At 60.4% G+C, this 13,412-nt stretch carries 17 protein-coding genes and 1 pseudogene; 7 read left to right on the top strand and 11 right to left on the bottom strand.

Annotated elements, in window-relative coordinates:
* Positions 1–111: 111 nt before the first annotated feature.
* The 4 genes from HB780_RS30385 to HB780_RS30370 form a co-directional block, all read right to left on the bottom strand.
* The gene (locus tag HB780_RS30385; RefSeq protein WP_183691857.1) at positions 112–384 is read right to left on the bottom strand and encodes a type II toxin-antitoxin system RelE family toxin; all 273 of its coding nucleotides are present in this window, start codon (positions 382–384) and stop codon (positions 112–114) included.
* Positions 368–592: a type II toxin-antitoxin system RelB family antitoxin gene (relB, locus tag HB780_RS30380; protein WP_183697637.1), complete on the bottom strand. Its 225-nt coding sequence runs from the start codon at positions 590–592 to the stop codon at positions 368–370. The genes HB780_RS30385 and relB overlap by 17 nt, the downstream gene beginning before the upstream one ends.
* 78 nt (positions 593–670) lie before the next feature.
* On the bottom strand, positions 671–1,189 hold the full coding sequence (locus HB780_RS30375) for a DUF721 domain-containing protein (protein ID WP_183691855.1): 519 nt from the start codon (positions 1,187–1,189) through the stop codon (positions 671–673).
* 58 nt (positions 1,190–1,247) lie between these two features.
* Entirely contained in the window at positions 1,248–1,700 is a 453-nt protein-coding gene (locus HB780_RS30370; protein ID WP_183691853.1) for a hypothetical protein, read from the bottom strand.
* A gap of 112 nt (positions 1,701–1,812) precedes the next feature.
* On the opposite strand from HB780_RS30370, the gene mutY reads away from it, so the two are divergent.
* Genes mutY through HB780_RS30355 form a run of 3 tightly spaced genes read left to right on the top strand, consistent with a single transcriptional unit; the run spans position 1,813 to position 3,924 of the window.
* The gene (gene mutY / locus HB780_RS30365) at positions 1,813–2,922 is read left to right on the top strand and encodes an A/G-specific adenine glycosylase (protein WP_183691851.1); all 1,110 of its coding nucleotides are present in this window, start codon (positions 1,813–1,815) and stop codon (positions 2,920–2,922) included.
* Positions 2,923–2,939: 17 nt separating this feature from the next.
* A complete protein-coding gene (locus tag HB780_RS30360; protein ID WP_183691850.1) occupies positions 2,940–3,554 on the top strand; it encodes an HAD family hydrolase in 615 nt (204 codons plus the stop codon).
* Positions 3,555–3,558: 4 nt separating this feature from the next.
* Positions 3,559–3,924, top strand: coding sequence for a nuclear transport factor 2 family protein (locus HB780_RS30355; protein ID WP_183691848.1), 366 nt, complete (start codon positions 3,559–3,561; stop codon positions 3,922–3,924).
* A 179-nt stretch (positions 3,925–4,103) separates the two neighbouring features.
* Here HB780_RS30355 and HB780_RS30350 read toward each other — a convergent pair whose 3' ends face one another.
* The 3 genes from HB780_RS30350 to HB780_RS30340 form a co-directional block, all read right to left on the bottom strand.
* Positions 4,104–5,234, bottom strand: coding sequence for a site-specific DNA-methyltransferase (locus tag HB780_RS30350; protein WP_183691846.1), 1,131 nt, complete (start codon positions 5,232–5,234; stop codon positions 4,104–4,106).
* Positions 5,235–5,353: 119 nt separating this feature from the next.
* Positions 5,354–5,728 carry an antibiotic biosynthesis monooxygenase family protein gene (locus HB780_RS30345; RefSeq protein WP_183691844.1) on the bottom strand — a complete coding sequence of 125 codons (375 nt, stop codon included), beginning with the start codon at positions 5,726–5,728 and terminating at the stop codon, positions 5,354–5,356.
* Positions 5,725–6,054, bottom strand: coding sequence for an NIPSNAP family protein (locus tag HB780_RS30340; RefSeq protein ID WP_183691842.1), 330 nt, complete (start codon positions 6,052–6,054; stop codon positions 5,725–5,727). The genes HB780_RS30345 and HB780_RS30340 overlap by 4 nt, the downstream gene beginning before the upstream one ends.
* A gap of 71 nt (positions 6,055–6,125) precedes the next feature.
* On the opposite strand from HB780_RS30340, the gene HB780_RS30335 reads away from it, so the two are divergent.
* Positions 6,126–6,848 carry an ArsR/SmtB family transcription factor gene (locus tag HB780_RS30335; protein WP_183691840.1) on the top strand — a complete coding sequence of 241 codons (723 nt, stop codon included), beginning with the start codon at positions 6,126–6,128 and terminating at the stop codon, positions 6,846–6,848.
* A 39-nt stretch (positions 6,849–6,887) separates the two neighbouring features.
* Here the strand turns inward: HB780_RS30335 and HB780_RS30330 are convergent, their stop codons facing one another.
* The 3 genes from HB780_RS30330 to HB780_RS30320 form a co-directional block, all read right to left on the bottom strand.
* Positions 6,888–7,313 carry a DUF1284 domain-containing protein gene (locus HB780_RS30330; RefSeq protein ID WP_183691838.1) on the bottom strand — a complete coding sequence of 142 codons (426 nt, stop codon included), beginning with the start codon at positions 7,311–7,313 and terminating at the stop codon, positions 6,888–6,890.
* Positions 7,310–7,900 carry a biotin transporter BioY gene (locus HB780_RS30325; protein WP_183691836.1) on the bottom strand — a complete coding sequence of 197 codons (591 nt, stop codon included), beginning with the start codon at positions 7,898–7,900 and terminating at the stop codon, positions 7,310–7,312. The genes HB780_RS30330 and HB780_RS30325 overlap by 4 nt, the downstream gene beginning before the upstream one ends.
* 161 nt (positions 7,901–8,061) lie before the next feature.
* Positions 8,062–8,730, bottom strand: coding sequence for a GntR family transcriptional regulator (locus HB780_RS30320; protein WP_183691834.1), 669 nt, complete (start codon positions 8,728–8,730; stop codon positions 8,062–8,064).
* Between the two features lie 242 nt (positions 8,731–8,972).
* On the opposite strand from HB780_RS30320, the gene HB780_RS30315 reads away from it, so the two are divergent.
* The gene (locus tag HB780_RS30315) at positions 8,973–9,665 is read left to right on the top strand and encodes an HAD family hydrolase (protein WP_183691832.1); all 693 of its coding nucleotides are present in this window, start codon (positions 8,973–8,975) and stop codon (positions 9,663–9,665) included.
* Between the two features lie 47 nt (positions 9,666–9,712).
* Here the strand turns inward: HB780_RS30315 and HB780_RS30310 are convergent, their stop codons facing one another.
* A complete protein-coding gene (locus HB780_RS30310) occupies positions 9,713–10,348 on the bottom strand; it encodes a hypothetical protein (RefSeq protein ID WP_183691831.1) in 636 nt (211 codons plus the stop codon).
* Between the two features lie 313 nt (positions 10,349–10,661).
* Between HB780_RS30310 and thrC the strand changes: the two are divergent.
* Together thrC and HB780_RS30300 are read left to right on the top strand one after the other, a co-directional pair.
* Positions 10,662–12,058, top strand: a pseudogene (thrC, locus tag HB780_RS30305) (threonine synthase).
* Positions 12,059–12,078: 20 nt separating this feature from the next.
* Positions 12,079–13,377 (top strand): M16 family metallopeptidase, encoded by a 1,299-nt coding sequence (locus tag HB780_RS30300; RefSeq protein WP_183691829.1) that lies wholly within the window; start codon positions 12,079–12,081, stop codon positions 13,375–13,377.
* Positions 13,378–13,412 lie beyond the last annotated feature (35 nt).

Raw genomic sequence — 13,412 nt, 5'->3', positions numbered from 1 at the left:
TGACCAACTTTCTTCAAAGAATTGTGACCTGGAGAAGACGGAGAGGTTAAATTATCGTCAGAATTGCATGGGGAGCGGTTGCTTGCCCTAAAGACAGATCATTGCGCGACATTATTTGCGATAGACCTCACGGCGATTTCCGACTCGAACGATCAGAATTCGTATGGCGCTATCCTCGATATGGGCGATGACACGGTAGTCCCCGACACGGTATTTCCAGAAATCGCCCAGCTCGGAGCCTTTGAGGGCCTCTCCGATGGAACGTGGATTATCGAGCTTGGCAACACGTTCGTGGAGGAATTTTAGAATCCGGCGCGCAGTCTCATGTCCCAATTTCTCAAGTTCGCGCTCCGCCGGTCGTTGAAACTCAACCTTCCACGCCATAGCGTGCCATTAGCTCAGCCAGGGAAACCGTATCGCTCTCACCCCGGCGAAACTCCTCCAGACGCTTTTCTGCGAGATAGATATCTTCGAGATCGTCCAGATGCTCAAGGATCGCTTCACGTGCATAGAAGCTTTTGCTACGCCCCGTGCGCTTGGCAAGTTCATCAAGCCTTGCTTCAATTTCCGGCGGCAGCCGTAGGGCCAACATCATCGTCTCTCCAGATTGCTATACAAATATAGCACTCAAGAAAGCAGCTGGCCAACTGATTTCGATATTTCGGCGACGCTATCTCCCGCCCCGCTTCCAGACCATCGCCGTCCCCAGCCTCTGGATTGCGGCGCGCAGTTTGTCGTCCTCGATGCCGTCCATCATGTCTTCCAGCTTCCGTGCCGCCTCGCCCTTCAGCGGCGGCGGGGTGCGGGAGCGTCTTGAGGCCCCCGAGACCGGTTTCTGGACGATGCGGATCTGGCTGACGGCATGGAAGCCGAAGAAGCCGTTGATGCGTTGGATGAGTTCACCCTGGGCATGGGTGAGGAATAGGGCGCGGGCGCCCTCGCAGGCGATGGTCAGCACGCCGGGCTGGTAGCGGCCATCCTCGCCCGACCCTACACGCTTGGCCCAGGCAATCTTTTCCGGCCGCGTGCATTCGGCGAAATCCTCGCCGGCGATCTCATCCCAGGAACCGAGCAGCGCCGTATTGATTCCGGCACGCTTCGCCAGCACCGGATCGATGATGCCGTTGGTCAACTCGGAAATCTGCTTTTCACCACGACGTGGCGTTCTCGCTGGGGCAAACCCACTCATTGTGAGGTTATAATCCATTCTTCGTCATCGCGACGAAACATTGGTGTCAGCTGGAGCGTCAAAGAGACTCCCCTTTTCCATTTTGTAAAAGAGCGCGAAATGATCTCCACTCTTGCGCTGCATTCTTACGCATCAGCACGGCTACAACAAGGCCAACGGAGAAGAACCACAGCGCCAATAGTTGTAGGGGAAATATATCCTTCTGACCCGTATGCCAGGCAGCAACGAGCAACACCACCGATGAAGCGATGTATACACTTACTGCCATTGCGAGGAAGATGAGCACACCGAAAGCGTGATAAAATAGCTGCGAGCGACGAGAACGCCTCATTTGCTGCGGCTGAAATTCCTGCTTGAGATAGGCCAAGAGAAACTTGAACGGCCCGGTGTGCAACAACTTCCAAATCACAGAACACGCGAACAACAAGAAAACAATTTCCGCCACGCAATCGTTCAAGAGCTGCAAGTTAGGACTCACATCCAGCAGACGATCGAAAAGCTCCATAAGCATGATTAATTCTCCTTCATGGTTGGCTTTCAAGCGGTCGCATATTTTCCAACCTTCGCTTCCGGGACAATTGCGGCTAGAGAGTTTAAGTGTAATCGCTTCACCGAAGGAAATTATGGATCTTTCGTCACAACCATCCTCGCTGAGCGGAAAGCTGCTTGCCTGGTACGACCGCCATCACCGCGACCTGCCCTGGCGGATATCGCCGCCGATGGCGGCGCGGGGAATCCGGCCCGATCCCTATCATATCTGGCTGTCGGAGGTGATGCTGCAGCAGACCACCGTACCAGCGGTCAAAGCCTATTTCGCCAAATTCCTCGAGCGCTGGCCGACGGTCGGCGATCTCGCGGCGGCCCCCACCGACGACGTCATGGCCGCCTGGGCTGGCCTCGGCTATTACGCCCGCGCCCGTAACCTGAAGAAATGCGCGGAAGCGGTAGCGGCAGAGCATGGTGGGCGCTTTCCCGATACCGAGGATGGGCTGCGGGCTTTGCCGGGGATCGGCGACTATACGGCAGCAGCAGTCGCGGCCATCGCTTTCAATCGGCAAGCAGCCGTCATGGACGGCAATGTCGAGCGCGTCATCTCCAGGCTCCATGCCATCTCGACGCCGTTGCCCGCCGGCAAGCCGGCGATGAAGCAGAAGGTGGCATTGCTGACGCCTGCCGACCGCCCCGGCGATTTCGCGCAGGCGATGATGGATCTGGGTGCGACGATTTGCACGCCGAAGCGGCCGGCCTGTGCGCTCTGTCCTTTCAACAATGCCTGCGAGGCGCTGGCCTCGCATGATCCGGAGCATTTTCCGGTGAAGGCGGCGAAGAAGGACAAGCCGGTGCGGCAGGGAGCCGCTTTCGTGGCGGTCAATGGCGAGGGCGAAATCTATCTACGCCGGCGCATTGCAAGCGGGTTGCTCGGCGGCATGACCGAAGTGCCGACCACCGGCTGGACCGCACGGATCGACGGAGAAACCAGCACCGCTGCCGCCCCCTTCCCGGCCGATTGGCAGGCAGCGGGGACCGTGACGCATGTCTTTACCCACTTCGAACTGCGACTGTCGATCTATCGCGCCCAGGCGGCGTCGAGCAGCAACCACAATGACGGATGGTGGGAGCCGGTTACAAATCTTGAAGCCCAGGCCCTGCCGACAGTCATGAAAAAAGCGATCACCCAGGCTATTCCCAATGCCTTCACAAAAGTTGGGGCGTTTAGCAAAGCCAGCGCCTAACCATCAGGAAATCATTCATGACGACGGAAATCCGGCACATTGTCTTCGATATCGGCAAGGTCCTCGTTCACTACGATCCAAGCCTTCCCTATAGCCGCATCATTCCCGACGATGCCGAGCGTGACTGGTTCCTCGCCAATGTCTGCACGCATGAATGGAATATCGAGCAGGATCGCGGCCGCACCTGGGAAGAGGCCGAGGCGCTGCTAATTGCCGAGCATCCGGAGCGCGAGGAGCAGATCCGCGCCTTCCGCAAGCATTGGCACGAGATGGTGCCGCATGCCTATGACGACAGCATCGCCATCTTCGAAGGATTGATCGCCGAGGGCTGCGATGTCACCATGCTGACCAACTTCGCCTCCGACACGTTTCGCGAGGCGCAGGCACGCTTCGATTTCCTCAACAAGCCGCGCGGCGTCACCGTGTCCGGCGATATCGGCCTGATCAAGCCGGATGTCGCAATCTATGAAGCGCATGTGAAGAGTTTCGGCCTCGATCCGGCATCGACGATCTTCATCGACGATTCGCTCGCCAACGTCGAAGGCGCCAAAGCGGCCGGCTGGCATGCAGTTCATTTCACCGGCGCCGAGAAGCTGCGCAGCGATCTCGCCGCCTATGGCATTAAGGTTTAAGCCCATGATTTTCGACCCGGCAGAACGCATCACCCTGTTTCACGACGCCATCAACAGGCTCGACTACGAGACGATCGAGAACTTCTTCGCGGAAAACGCCACCTATGTCTCGAACGGTGTTGGCAGTCTTGCCGGCCGCGAGGCGATCATGGAGGCCTTCCGCGGTTATTTCGACACCTATCCCGATCAGACAGCCTCCAACTCATTGGTGGAAACGCTGACACCGCTGTCCGGCCGCTCAGTCTGGTCCGTCCGGGCAACGAACAGCAAGACCGGCAAGCCGCTCATCCGCGAGGGCGAGGAGACGATCACCTTCGACGAGGATGGCCGCGTCGTGCGGGTCGACGTGACGGATTATCAGGAGTTCTGAGCCGTCAGGCCGCAGCCTCAAAACGATGACGCCCAGGGTTTTGGCCCTGGGCGTTTCGCCTTCCTCCCTAACTGGAGGTACAAGACAGAGAAAGGCGAGTGTGCTGAATGGGCAGCAGTGCGATCCCGCAAACCGTGGGGCGGTTTTGGAGCGGGATCGTGCCTGTCAGATGAGTGGAGTTACCCCACCTTCCCCATATCATTGCGGATAATCGTCCGGAGATCGTCGATCGGGCGCAGGGACTGCCCGTCGTCGAAGTGCCAGAATGTCCATCCGTTGCATGCATCAAGGCCCTGGACTTTCGCGCCAAGACGGTGAATGGAGCCGGCCTCGCCGCCGGCGGCGACCGTGCCGTCAGCGCGAACGATGGCGCTATGCCGACGCTTCGCGTCCGTCAGCACCTGGCCGGGCTTGATAAGACCGCTTTCAACGAGCACGTTGAAGGCGACGCGAGCCTCGGCCTTTTTGCCGGTCATCACCGTCAGCTCCGCCTTACCGAGCGGCTCGACGGAGGCAATGCGGGCGCTGGCCGCATCGATATAGTCCTGCTCGCGCTCGATACCGACGAAGTGACGGCCGAGGCGCTTGGCGACGGCGCCCGTGGTGCCGGAGCCGAAGAAGGGATCGAGAATGATATCGCCCGGCTTGGACGAGGCCATGATGACACGCGCCAGCAGGGCTTCAGGCTTCTGCGTCGGATGCACCTTCTTGCCGTCGTCACCCTTCAGGCGCTCACCACCATTGCAGATCGGGAACAGCCAGTCCGAGCGCATCTGCACATCGTCATTGGCGGCCTTCATGGCGTCGTAGTTGAAGGTATAGCCCTTGGTCTTGGCGTTCGGACTCGCCCAGATCATTGTCTCATGGGCGTTCTGGAAGCGACGGCCCTTGAAATTCGGCATCGGATTGGTCTTGCGCCAGACGATGTCGTTGAGGATCCAGAAGTTCAGATCCTGCATCGTCGCGCCGACGCGGAAGATGTTGTGATAGGAGCCGATGACCCAGATGGTGCCGGTCGGCTTCAGGACGCGGCGGCAGGCGAGCAGCCAGGCGCGGGTGAAAGCATCATAGGCTTCGAAGGAAGCGAACTGATCCCACTCGTCGTCGACGGCGTCGACCAGCGACTGGTCGGGGCGGTGCAATGTGCCGCCAAGCTGCAGGTTGTAGGGCGGGTCGGCGAAGATTACATCGACGGAATGCGTGGGCAGTGCTTCAAGAGCCGCCACGCAATCGCCCTTGATGATCGTGTCGATCCAGGAGCCCGGTGTTGCGGAAGCTCTGAGGTCGGCAAGCGGGAAAACTGACGCCATGTGATACTCGCTGTTACACTGAATCGTTACGCTTAACTGAGTGTTATGGTTACCTAACTTGGTTACCAAAGACTAAAGCGGGTCTCACATTTTACGATTTCCCGGAAATAAGTCGGTCTTCAGTCGTCGCTGGGCCCCACCGTCTTGGGTCCATCATGCACGATCAGGCTATCGGCGGGCGCCTCGTCGCGTTCGTTCATTCCGTAGTCCCGCACCACATGCGCTATGCGCAGGCGGTAATCGGCGAACACGGTCCCTCGCCCGGCTTTTTGAGCGGCGCGATGGGCCTCGCGATTGCGCCACTCCTTGACCGCCGCCTCGTCGCGCCAGAAGGAGAGCGACAGGATCTTGCCGCGCGAACTGAGGCTCTCGAAGCGTTCGATGGAGATGAAACCGTCGATCGTCTCGAGCTCGGCGCGCAGCTTGCCGGCAAGGTCAAGATAGTGATCACGCTCGTCGGGATAGGGTACGACTTCGAAAATGACGGCGATCATGGCGTTACCTTCGGCCCGTGCGGCAGCGACACGTTCTTCAGAAAGATGCGGTCTTCCTTGATAATGAAGCGTTCACGCTGGGAGAAATCGTAGTTTGCCTTACCGAGCGGGTCGGCGGCGAGACGAGCACGATAGGCCTCGTAGGCCGTCAAACTCTCGATATTGTAAACACCGTAAGCGGTCGTCGCGGAGCCCTCGTGCGGGGCGAAGTAGCCGATAAGATCGGCGCCGTTGCGCGGGATGGCCTGCCCCCAGGCTCTGGCATATTCGGCGAAGGCGTCCTTTTTGAACGGGTCGATCTCGTAGCGGATGAAACAGGTGATCATGATCTTCTCCTTTGCTGACGGAGATGTTTTCGCACATTGCCTGACGTCGATGCTTCGGTTACGATCGAAGTATGAAGGAAGGTCCCGACATAGCGCAGATCGGCGCGCTCATTGGCGACCCGGCGCGGGCGAACATGCTCACCGCGCTGATGGACGGCCGTGCGCTGACAGCGACAGAGCTGGCGGCGGCCGGCGGCATCACGGTTCAAACGGCAAGCACGCATCTGTCGAAGCTCGAAGCCGGCGGGCTGCTGACACAGCGCAAGCAGGGCCGACACCGCTATTTCACGCTGGCTGACGACACCGTCGGCAAGCTTCTCGAGAATATCATGGGCTTTGCCGCGACGCGAGGGCACCTGCGCCATCGCCCCGGCCCGAAGGAACCGGCGCTGCGCAAGGCGCGCATCTGCTACGACCACCTTGCCGGCGATTACGGCGTGCGCATGCTCGACAGCCTGATTGCGGCCGGCGCGATCTCGTCGATCGACGATAGTTTGAGGCTGACGGAAAACGGCGAAACGCATCTCGCCTCGATCGGCATCGACGTGACTGTGCTGCGCTCGACACGCCGCCCGCTCTGCCGCTCCTGCCTCGACTGGAGCGAGCGGCGCGCCCATCTTGCCGGCAGCCTTGGTAAGGCGCTGCTATCCAGCTTCTTCGACAAGGGCTGGGCGCGACGAATGGAAGACAGCCGCTCGATCCTGTTTACCTCGGAGGGCGAGCGCCGCTTCCTGGCGCTATTTCCGCTCGAGGCCAGCCGGACAGACAAAGCGTGGGATCACGCAGAAGCCTGAATGTAAGCGACCCACTACCTATGATGTAGCGCGTCACGGTCAGGCCTGCCCCACCAGCACGCCCTTGAAACTGTCTGAGGCAATGCGGCTGCAAAGCCCCGTCCATTCGCAGCCGAGACAGGCATGGCGAATATCACCGCTGGCAAAATGCCGGCGCAATTTGGCAAGAAGGCTGGCATCGGGAACGACGACCGAGCCGGGCTTGAGCTCTGCGCCCAACAGCGCGACCACATCCGCCAGGGCGGCAGTGTCGCGCTCGATCACGGAATCCTTGAAACAATGCGGCTCCTTCTCGTCGAGAAGCGACGCGCAGATGTCGTCGGGGCCGGAGACGAGTTTGATCTCCTCTCCGGCCGTCAGACGCTCGGCAATGCGGCGATAATTTGCGGTGAAGGCCGGCGTATAGCCTTCACCGACAAAGGTCAGCATGCAGAGCAGATGATGGGCACGAAGCCGGATGGTCAATTCAGGCGCGCCTTGCCGCCATAGAGCTTCACACCCTTGAGCACGGCAGCGGCCAGCGCCGACTTCAGGACGGCACCGAGGATGAAGGGGGCAACACCGAAGAGCCAACCCTTTTCCGCCCCGATCAACATGGCAAGCCAGGCGCCACCGATCGCCAGGCCAAGGGCGTTACCGGCAAGATGCGCTACGAAGCTGCGAACGACGCGATCGCCGCTCCAGCCACGCTCGGCAAGCCAGCCGACCAGCACGCCCATGATCGGGAAGGAGACGAGATAGCCGGCCGTCGGTCCCATGAAGGGTGCGATGCCGCCCGCGCCGCCAGCCAGAACCGGGAAACCGATCATCGCCTCGCCCAGCCAGGCAAGAATGGTGACCGCGCCGAGACGCCAGCCGTAAAGTGCGCCGATCATGGTGACCGCAAAGGTCTGCATGGTGATCGGAACCGGCACCATGGGCACAGAGATCCACGAGGCGAGCGTCAGCACCAGCGTGCCCGCGAGAACGAACATCGCCTTGACGACCAGCGACCGCCCGCCGAGGCGCAGCGGATCGAAGGTGGTCTCTTCATGATGATGCGACAGGGACATATAGCTCTCCTTTTTAAATTATAGATAATTTATTAGTCTCATCTATTTTTATGAAGGAGATTGAGAAAGGAGGCAAGAGGCGGGCACGCGCAATCCTCCTTTCCGCTGCGGAGACAGGCGAAAGACTATTGTTGAAATTATCTATAATTTATGCGGAATGCTTATCCGACAATCGCAAATGCTTCGCGCGTCACCCCGGAAGGCGTCCGCACCGGCGCCCGACCGATCCATTGCACATGTTTCTGCAGGATGGACGCAGCCTCCTCCACCCGCCCCTGGCGCAGGGCGGAAAGGATGGCGCGATGATCGTGGTCTGTGCGTTTTTCCCAGCCCGATTGCCAGGCGGAGAAGAGGAAGCGGGCACTGGCGGCGTGCAGATCATCAATTGACGCCAGCAGCCGCACCATGCCGCAGGGGGCAAGGATCAGGCGGTGGAAACGGCGGTTCGCTTCTTCCCACGCGCGAACATCGGCGGCGGCGTCCCCTTCCCGCGTCGCCTCTTCGGCGGCATCGAGAATTGCCGGCGTCAGGTGCTGTGCCGCGTGTTTCAGCGCCAGGCTTTCGAGCGCTGCCCGCATTTCGGCGACTTCACGGACTTCCTTGAGATCGAAAGAAGCGACGCGAACGCCGCGACGGGGCTCGCTGATCGCCAGCCCCTGCGCCTCCAACCGCCGGAACGCCTCGCGCACCGGCACATGGCTAGCGCCGAACTCCTCGGCGATGTGATCCTGCCGCAGCCGCGCATCGGGCGCGATCTCGCCGCGGATGATGCGGTCGGCAAGCACCCGGCTGATACGGCTGGCAATGGTGTCGTCGCGCTCTTTGGCCATGGCTGATCCTTAAAGGCGGGATTACGGATTGTCGAGCGACAACGGCAGGTCACAGGGTCGCTCGAACACCGTGACCTCTTCCACCAGCGCAGCCCAGCCATGATCACCGCCCGGTTGAGCTTTGCCGACGCATCGTGTAAAGCCGCACAATCCCATTTCAGAGCATGCCCCGAAAGCCGTGGAACGGTTTTCGGACAAGGCCATGCCCGATCAAGCGCCCTCTTCAAAGGCAGTATATCTTCATGAGCAATGGCTTCGACCTAATCATCTTCGACTGCGACGGCGTTCTGGTCGATTCGGAAATCATCGCGGCAGAGGTTGAATCCAAGCTACTGACGGATGCCGGCTATCCGATCAGCACCGAGGAAATGGGCGAGCGTTTCGCCGGCATGACCTGGCAGAACATTCTGTTCCAGGTCGAGCGCGAGGCGAGCATCCCGCTCTCCGCATCGCTCCTCGACAAATCCGAGAAGCTGCTCGATCTCAAGCTCGCTAATGAGGTCAAGGCCATCCCCGGCGTTCCGCTGGCCCTGTCGCGCCTGCCGATGCCGCGTTGCATCTGCTCGAACTCCAGCTCCGCGCGCCTCGACATGATGCTCACCAAGGTGGGCTACAAGGAGCTGTTCGCGCCGCATATCTATTCCGCCAAGGATCTCGGTGCCGACCGCGTCAAGCCGAAGCCGGACATCTTCCTGCACGGCGCCAAGCAGATGAATGTCTCGCCGGCCAACACCATCGTCGTCGAAGATTCGGTTCACGGCGTCCAGGCGGCGCGGGCCGCCGGCATGCGCGTCATCGGCTTCACCGGAGCATCGCACACCTACCCATCACATGCTGACAAACTGACGGATGCCGGCGCGGAAACGGTCATCGCCCGGATGGCGGACCTTCCGGGCGTGGTGATGGCTTTGGCGGAATGGGACGGAGTTTTGTAAGGAATGACAGGCAATAGTTTCAATCTATTGCCTGCAGCCTAAAATCCTTAGTTTGTCGCAGCGTGCTTCCTGCGGGCCGACTTCTCGGCTTTCGCAGGCTTCTGTGGCCCCTGATCGAAGCTGAGCTGGACAATGGTGAAGCCGCCCGAACCACCGGCAACCTTGATATCATTCGCGGTGAAGAGAAACTGCGTGGTCGTCTCGCCCGGCGGGATTTCGGCGACGAAGTTGACGGTCTGGTCGTAAAGCGCGATGTTGTTGTCCATGACGGCGACATGGACCGGCAAGGTGACCTTACCAGAACCGCCCATCGGCCCGGCGACAAGACGCCCTTGCGCGGCAATGTTGATGCCTAGGCTGGTGCCGTCGCTCGTGCACTGGCGCGTCGCCTGAGCGAGCGATGCCTGATAGGTCAGCTGGTTCGGATCGTCCTTGGCGCCCTTGGCGTAGGTGCGATAGGTGGACGCCTCGTCGCGGATCACGACTTGCGGGCATTTGCCGGCGACATAGGCCTGACCGCCGGTAACCGGCTGAGCGGAGCTGCCGGCTCCCGCCGCAGGCGCCACCGTCACATCCGTCGCGGGCTGCTTGTCGCCGCCACCTCCGAAGCCGAGAGAACTGCAACCAGCCAGCAACGCCAGAAGCGAAGCGGAGAGAAGACGACGCGAAACCCTGCCAAACACTATTATTCCACCCTCTGCATATAATTTACATTATCGGCCTGCAGCCTGTTCGACGGGCCTTTTATGACCCTTGGCGATGGTCTATACCAGCGACGCAGCGAAAAATCGATTGGGTAGACACCGTTTTGGCTCACTTTTCGACGTCGACATATTGGCGAAAGCCGCCGCCCGCCGGATGCGACCGGACGGACATTGCGCAAACGCGAAAACCACGCGGCTGATCCGACGCAAAAAGACGGGCGGCCATCGCTTCGTTCTTCTATCCTCTCAACCCATCACTCAGGCAATTTTACGACCAAAGGAATTCTAGACCGTGGACTATATCTCAACACGGGGGAAGCCCCTGCCCTTGGCTTCTGCGACGCTCTTCTGGCCGGCCTTGCTCGTGATGGCGGGCTCTATGTGCCCCGGCAATGGCCGACCCTGACGAAAAAAGAGATTCGCGCCTTCCGCGGCAAGAGCTATCAGGAGGTCGCCTTCGCTGTGTTGTCGCCCTTCACCAACGGTGAAATTCCCGATGACGTCTTCCGTGGCATGATCGATGAGGCCTACGCCACCTTCCGCCACCCGGCTGTAGCCCCGCTGGTGCAGACCGGGCCGAACAGCTTCATCATGGAGCTGTTCCACGGCACGACGCTCGCCTTCAAGGATGTCGCCATGCAGCTGCTCGCGCGGCTGATGGACTATGCGCTGGAAAAGCGTGGGCAACGGGCGACCATCGTCGGCGCGACCTCGGGCGACACGGGCGGCGCTGCGATCGACGCCTTTGCCGGTCGTGATCGCACTGACATCTTCATTCTCTTCCCGAACGGCAAGGTCTCGCCGGTGCAGCAGCGGCAGATGACGACCTCGACGGCCGCCAATGTGCATGCGCTGTCGATCAACGGCAATTTCGACGATTGCCAGAACCTCGTCAAAGCCATGTTCAACGACACGGCCTTCCGCGACGGCGTCCGGCTGTCCGGCGTCAATTCGATCAACTGGGCGCGCATCATGGCGCAGGTGGTCTATTACTTCACCACCGCCGTCGCGCTCGGCGGACCGGACCGGAAAATTTCCTTCACTGTTCCCACAGGTAATTTCGGCGATATTTTCGCCGGCTACGTCGCCAAGCGCATGGGCCTGCCGATCGACCGGCTGGTGATCGCAACCAATGAGAACGACATCCTTGCCCGCATGCTGAAGACCGGGCGCTACGAAATGCGCGCGGTCAAGGCGACCACGGCACCGTCGATGGACATTCAGATCTCTTCCAATTTCGAACGGCTGCTGTTCGAAGCCCATGACCGCGATGCGTCGAAGGTGCGCGCCGCGATGGAAAGCCTGAAGCAATCGGGCGGTTTCTCAATCGGCGAAGACGCGCTGAAGTTCATCAAGAAGGACTTCCGCGCCGGCCGCGCCAGCGAAAAGCAGGTGGCCGCGACAATCCGCAAAACACTCGACGACACCGGCTATCTCATCGATCCGCACACAGCGATCGGCGTCTTCGTGGCGGAAAAGAATGAGAAACCAACGAGTCCGATGGTGACGCTTGCAACCGCGCACCCGGCGAAATTCCCCGCCGCAGTAAAATCGGCATGCGGTATTGACCCGGCGCTTCCGACGTGGCTTGCTGGACTGATGAACAGGGAGGAGCGTTTCGACGTCCTCGATCCGGAGCTTAAAGCCGTTGAAACTTTCATCGGCAAGCATACCCGGGCCGGGGAATGATAAACGCAGAAAGACAAGCGATGACAGTGGAGTGCACCCGGCTTGCGTCCGGGTTGACAGTAGCGACCCAAACGATGCCACATCTGGAAAGCGTGGCGCTCGGCGTTTGGATCAAATCGGGTTCGCGTAACGAAACCGAGGCGGAGCACGGCATCGCCCATCTGCTCGAACATATGGCGTTCAAGGGCACGGCACGCCGCTCCGCGCGGCAGATCGCCGAGGAAATCGAGAATGTCGGCGGCGAAGTCAACGCCGCCACCTCCACCGAAACGACCTCCTATTATGCCCGCGTGCTGCGGGACGATGTGCCGCTCGCCGTCGATATCCTTGCCGATATCCTGACTGAGTCCGCTTTCGACGAAGAGGAACTGGCCCGCGAAAAGCAGGTCATCCTGCAGGAGATCAACGCGGCGAACGACACGCCCGACGACGTGGTCTTCGACAAATTCTCCGAAGTCGCCTATCGCGACCAGACGCTCGGCCGGGCCATTCTCGGCACGCCGGAAACCGTCGTCTCCTTCTCGCCTGCGCAGATTCGTGGCTATCTCGACCGCAACTACACGACCGACCGCATGTTCGTGGTGGCAGCCGGCGCCGTGGATCATGACAGTTTCGTGCGCCAGGTCGAGGAGCGTTTTTCCGGCCTTCCGACCAAGCCATCGGCACCGCTCGTCATTGAGCCTGCCCGCTATATCGGCGGCAACATCCGCGAGACGCGCGACCTGATGGACGCGCAGATCCTGCTCGGCTTCGAGGGCCGCGCCTATCACACGCGCGACTTCTACTGTTCACAGATCCTTGCCAATGTGCTTGGCGGCGGCATGTCCTCGCGACTGTTCCAGGAAGTGCGCGAGCTTCGCGGTCTGTGCTATTCCGTCTATGCCTTCCATTGGGGCTTTTCGGACACCGGCATTTTCGGTATCCATGCCGCCACCGGTGGGGAGAACCTGCCGGAACTGGTGCCTGTTATCGTCGATGAGCTGCACAAAGCCTCCCACAAGATCGAGCAACAGGAAATCGAGCGCGCCCGCGCCCAGATCCGCGCGCAGTTGCTGATGGGGCAGGAAAGCCCGGCAGCACGCGCTGGCCAGGTCGCCCGGCAGATGATGCTCTATGGCCGACCGATTCCAAACCAGGAGATGCAGGAGCGGCTGCAGGGCATTACCGTCGACCGCCTGACGGATCTTGCCGGCCGCCTGTTCTTCGATAATGTACCGACGCTGTCGGCAATCGGACCGCTGGAGCAGCTGGCGCCGATGGAAGACATCCTCACGTCGCTGTCTTCATCGACCCCCGCATCCAAAAGCGCGAGCGGCTAAAACCCGCTTCTAGCGCCGATCAGGTCAATTCTCGG

This window comes from Rhizobium lusitanum (genome assembly GCF_014189535.1).
Classification (GTDB): Bacteria; Pseudomonadota; Alphaproteobacteria; order Rhizobiales; family Rhizobiaceae; genus Rhizobium; species Rhizobium lusitanum_C.
Note: the sequence above shows the minus strand (reverse complement) of the source record. Positions and strands in the feature narration are given on the sequence as shown.

Excerpts from the sequence above, each read along its gene's own strand:
- HB780_RS30355 (WP_183691848.1), top strand. The coding sequence starts at position 3,559 with ATGATTTTCGACCCGGCAGAACGCATCACCCTGTTTCACGACGCCATC.
- HB780_RS30300 (WP_183691829.1), top strand. The coding sequence starts at position 12,079 with ATGACAGTGGAGTGCACCCGGCTTGCGTCCGGGTTGACAGTAGCGACC.
- HB780_RS30315 (WP_183691832.1), top strand. The coding sequence starts at position 8,973 with ATGAGCAATGGCTTCGACCTAATCATCTTCGACTGCGACGGCGTTCTG.
- HB780_RS30325 (WP_183691836.1), bottom strand. The coding sequence starts at position 7,900 with ATGTCCCTGTCGCATCATCATGAAGAGACCACCTTCGATCCGCTGCGC.
- HB780_RS30360 (WP_183691850.1), top strand. The coding sequence starts at position 2,940 with ATGACGACGGAAATCCGGCACATTGTCTTCGATATCGGCAAGGTCCTC.
- HB780_RS30375 (WP_183691855.1), bottom strand. The coding sequence starts at position 1,189 with ATGAGTGGGTTTGCCCCAGCGAGAACGCCACGTCGTGGTGAAAAGCAG.
- HB780_RS30320 (WP_183691834.1), bottom strand. The coding sequence starts at position 8,730 with ATGGCCAAAGAGCGCGACGACACCATTGCCAGCCGTATCAGCCGGGTG.
- HB780_RS30340 (WP_183691842.1), bottom strand. The coding sequence starts at position 6,054 with ATGATCACCTGTTTCATCCGCTACGAGATCGACCCGTTCAAAAAGGAC.
- HB780_RS30335 (WP_183691840.1), top strand. The coding sequence starts at position 6,126 with ATGAAGGAAGGTCCCGACATAGCGCAGATCGGCGCGCTCATTGGCGAC.
- HB780_RS30370 (WP_183691853.1), bottom strand. The coding sequence starts at position 1,700 with ATGCTTATGGAGCTTTTCGATCGTCTGCTGGATGTGAGTCCTAACTTG.
- HB780_RS30345 (WP_183691844.1), bottom strand. The coding sequence starts at position 5,728 with ATGATCGCCGTCATTTTCGAAGTCGTACCCTATCCCGACGAGCGTGAT.
- relB (WP_183697637.1), bottom strand. The coding sequence starts at position 592 with ATGTTGGCCCTACGGCTGCCGCCGGAAATTGAAGCAAGGCTTGATGAA.
- HB780_RS30350 (WP_183691846.1), bottom strand. The coding sequence starts at position 5,234 with ATGGCGTCAGTTTTCCCGCTTGCCGACCTCAGAGCTTCCGCAACACCG.
- HB780_RS30385 (WP_183691857.1), bottom strand. The coding sequence starts at position 384 with ATGGCGTGGAAGGTTGAGTTTCAACGACCGGCGGAGCGCGAACTTGAG.
- mutY (WP_183691851.1), top strand. The coding sequence starts at position 1,813 with ATGGATCTTTCGTCACAACCATCCTCGCTGAGCGGAAAGCTGCTTGCC.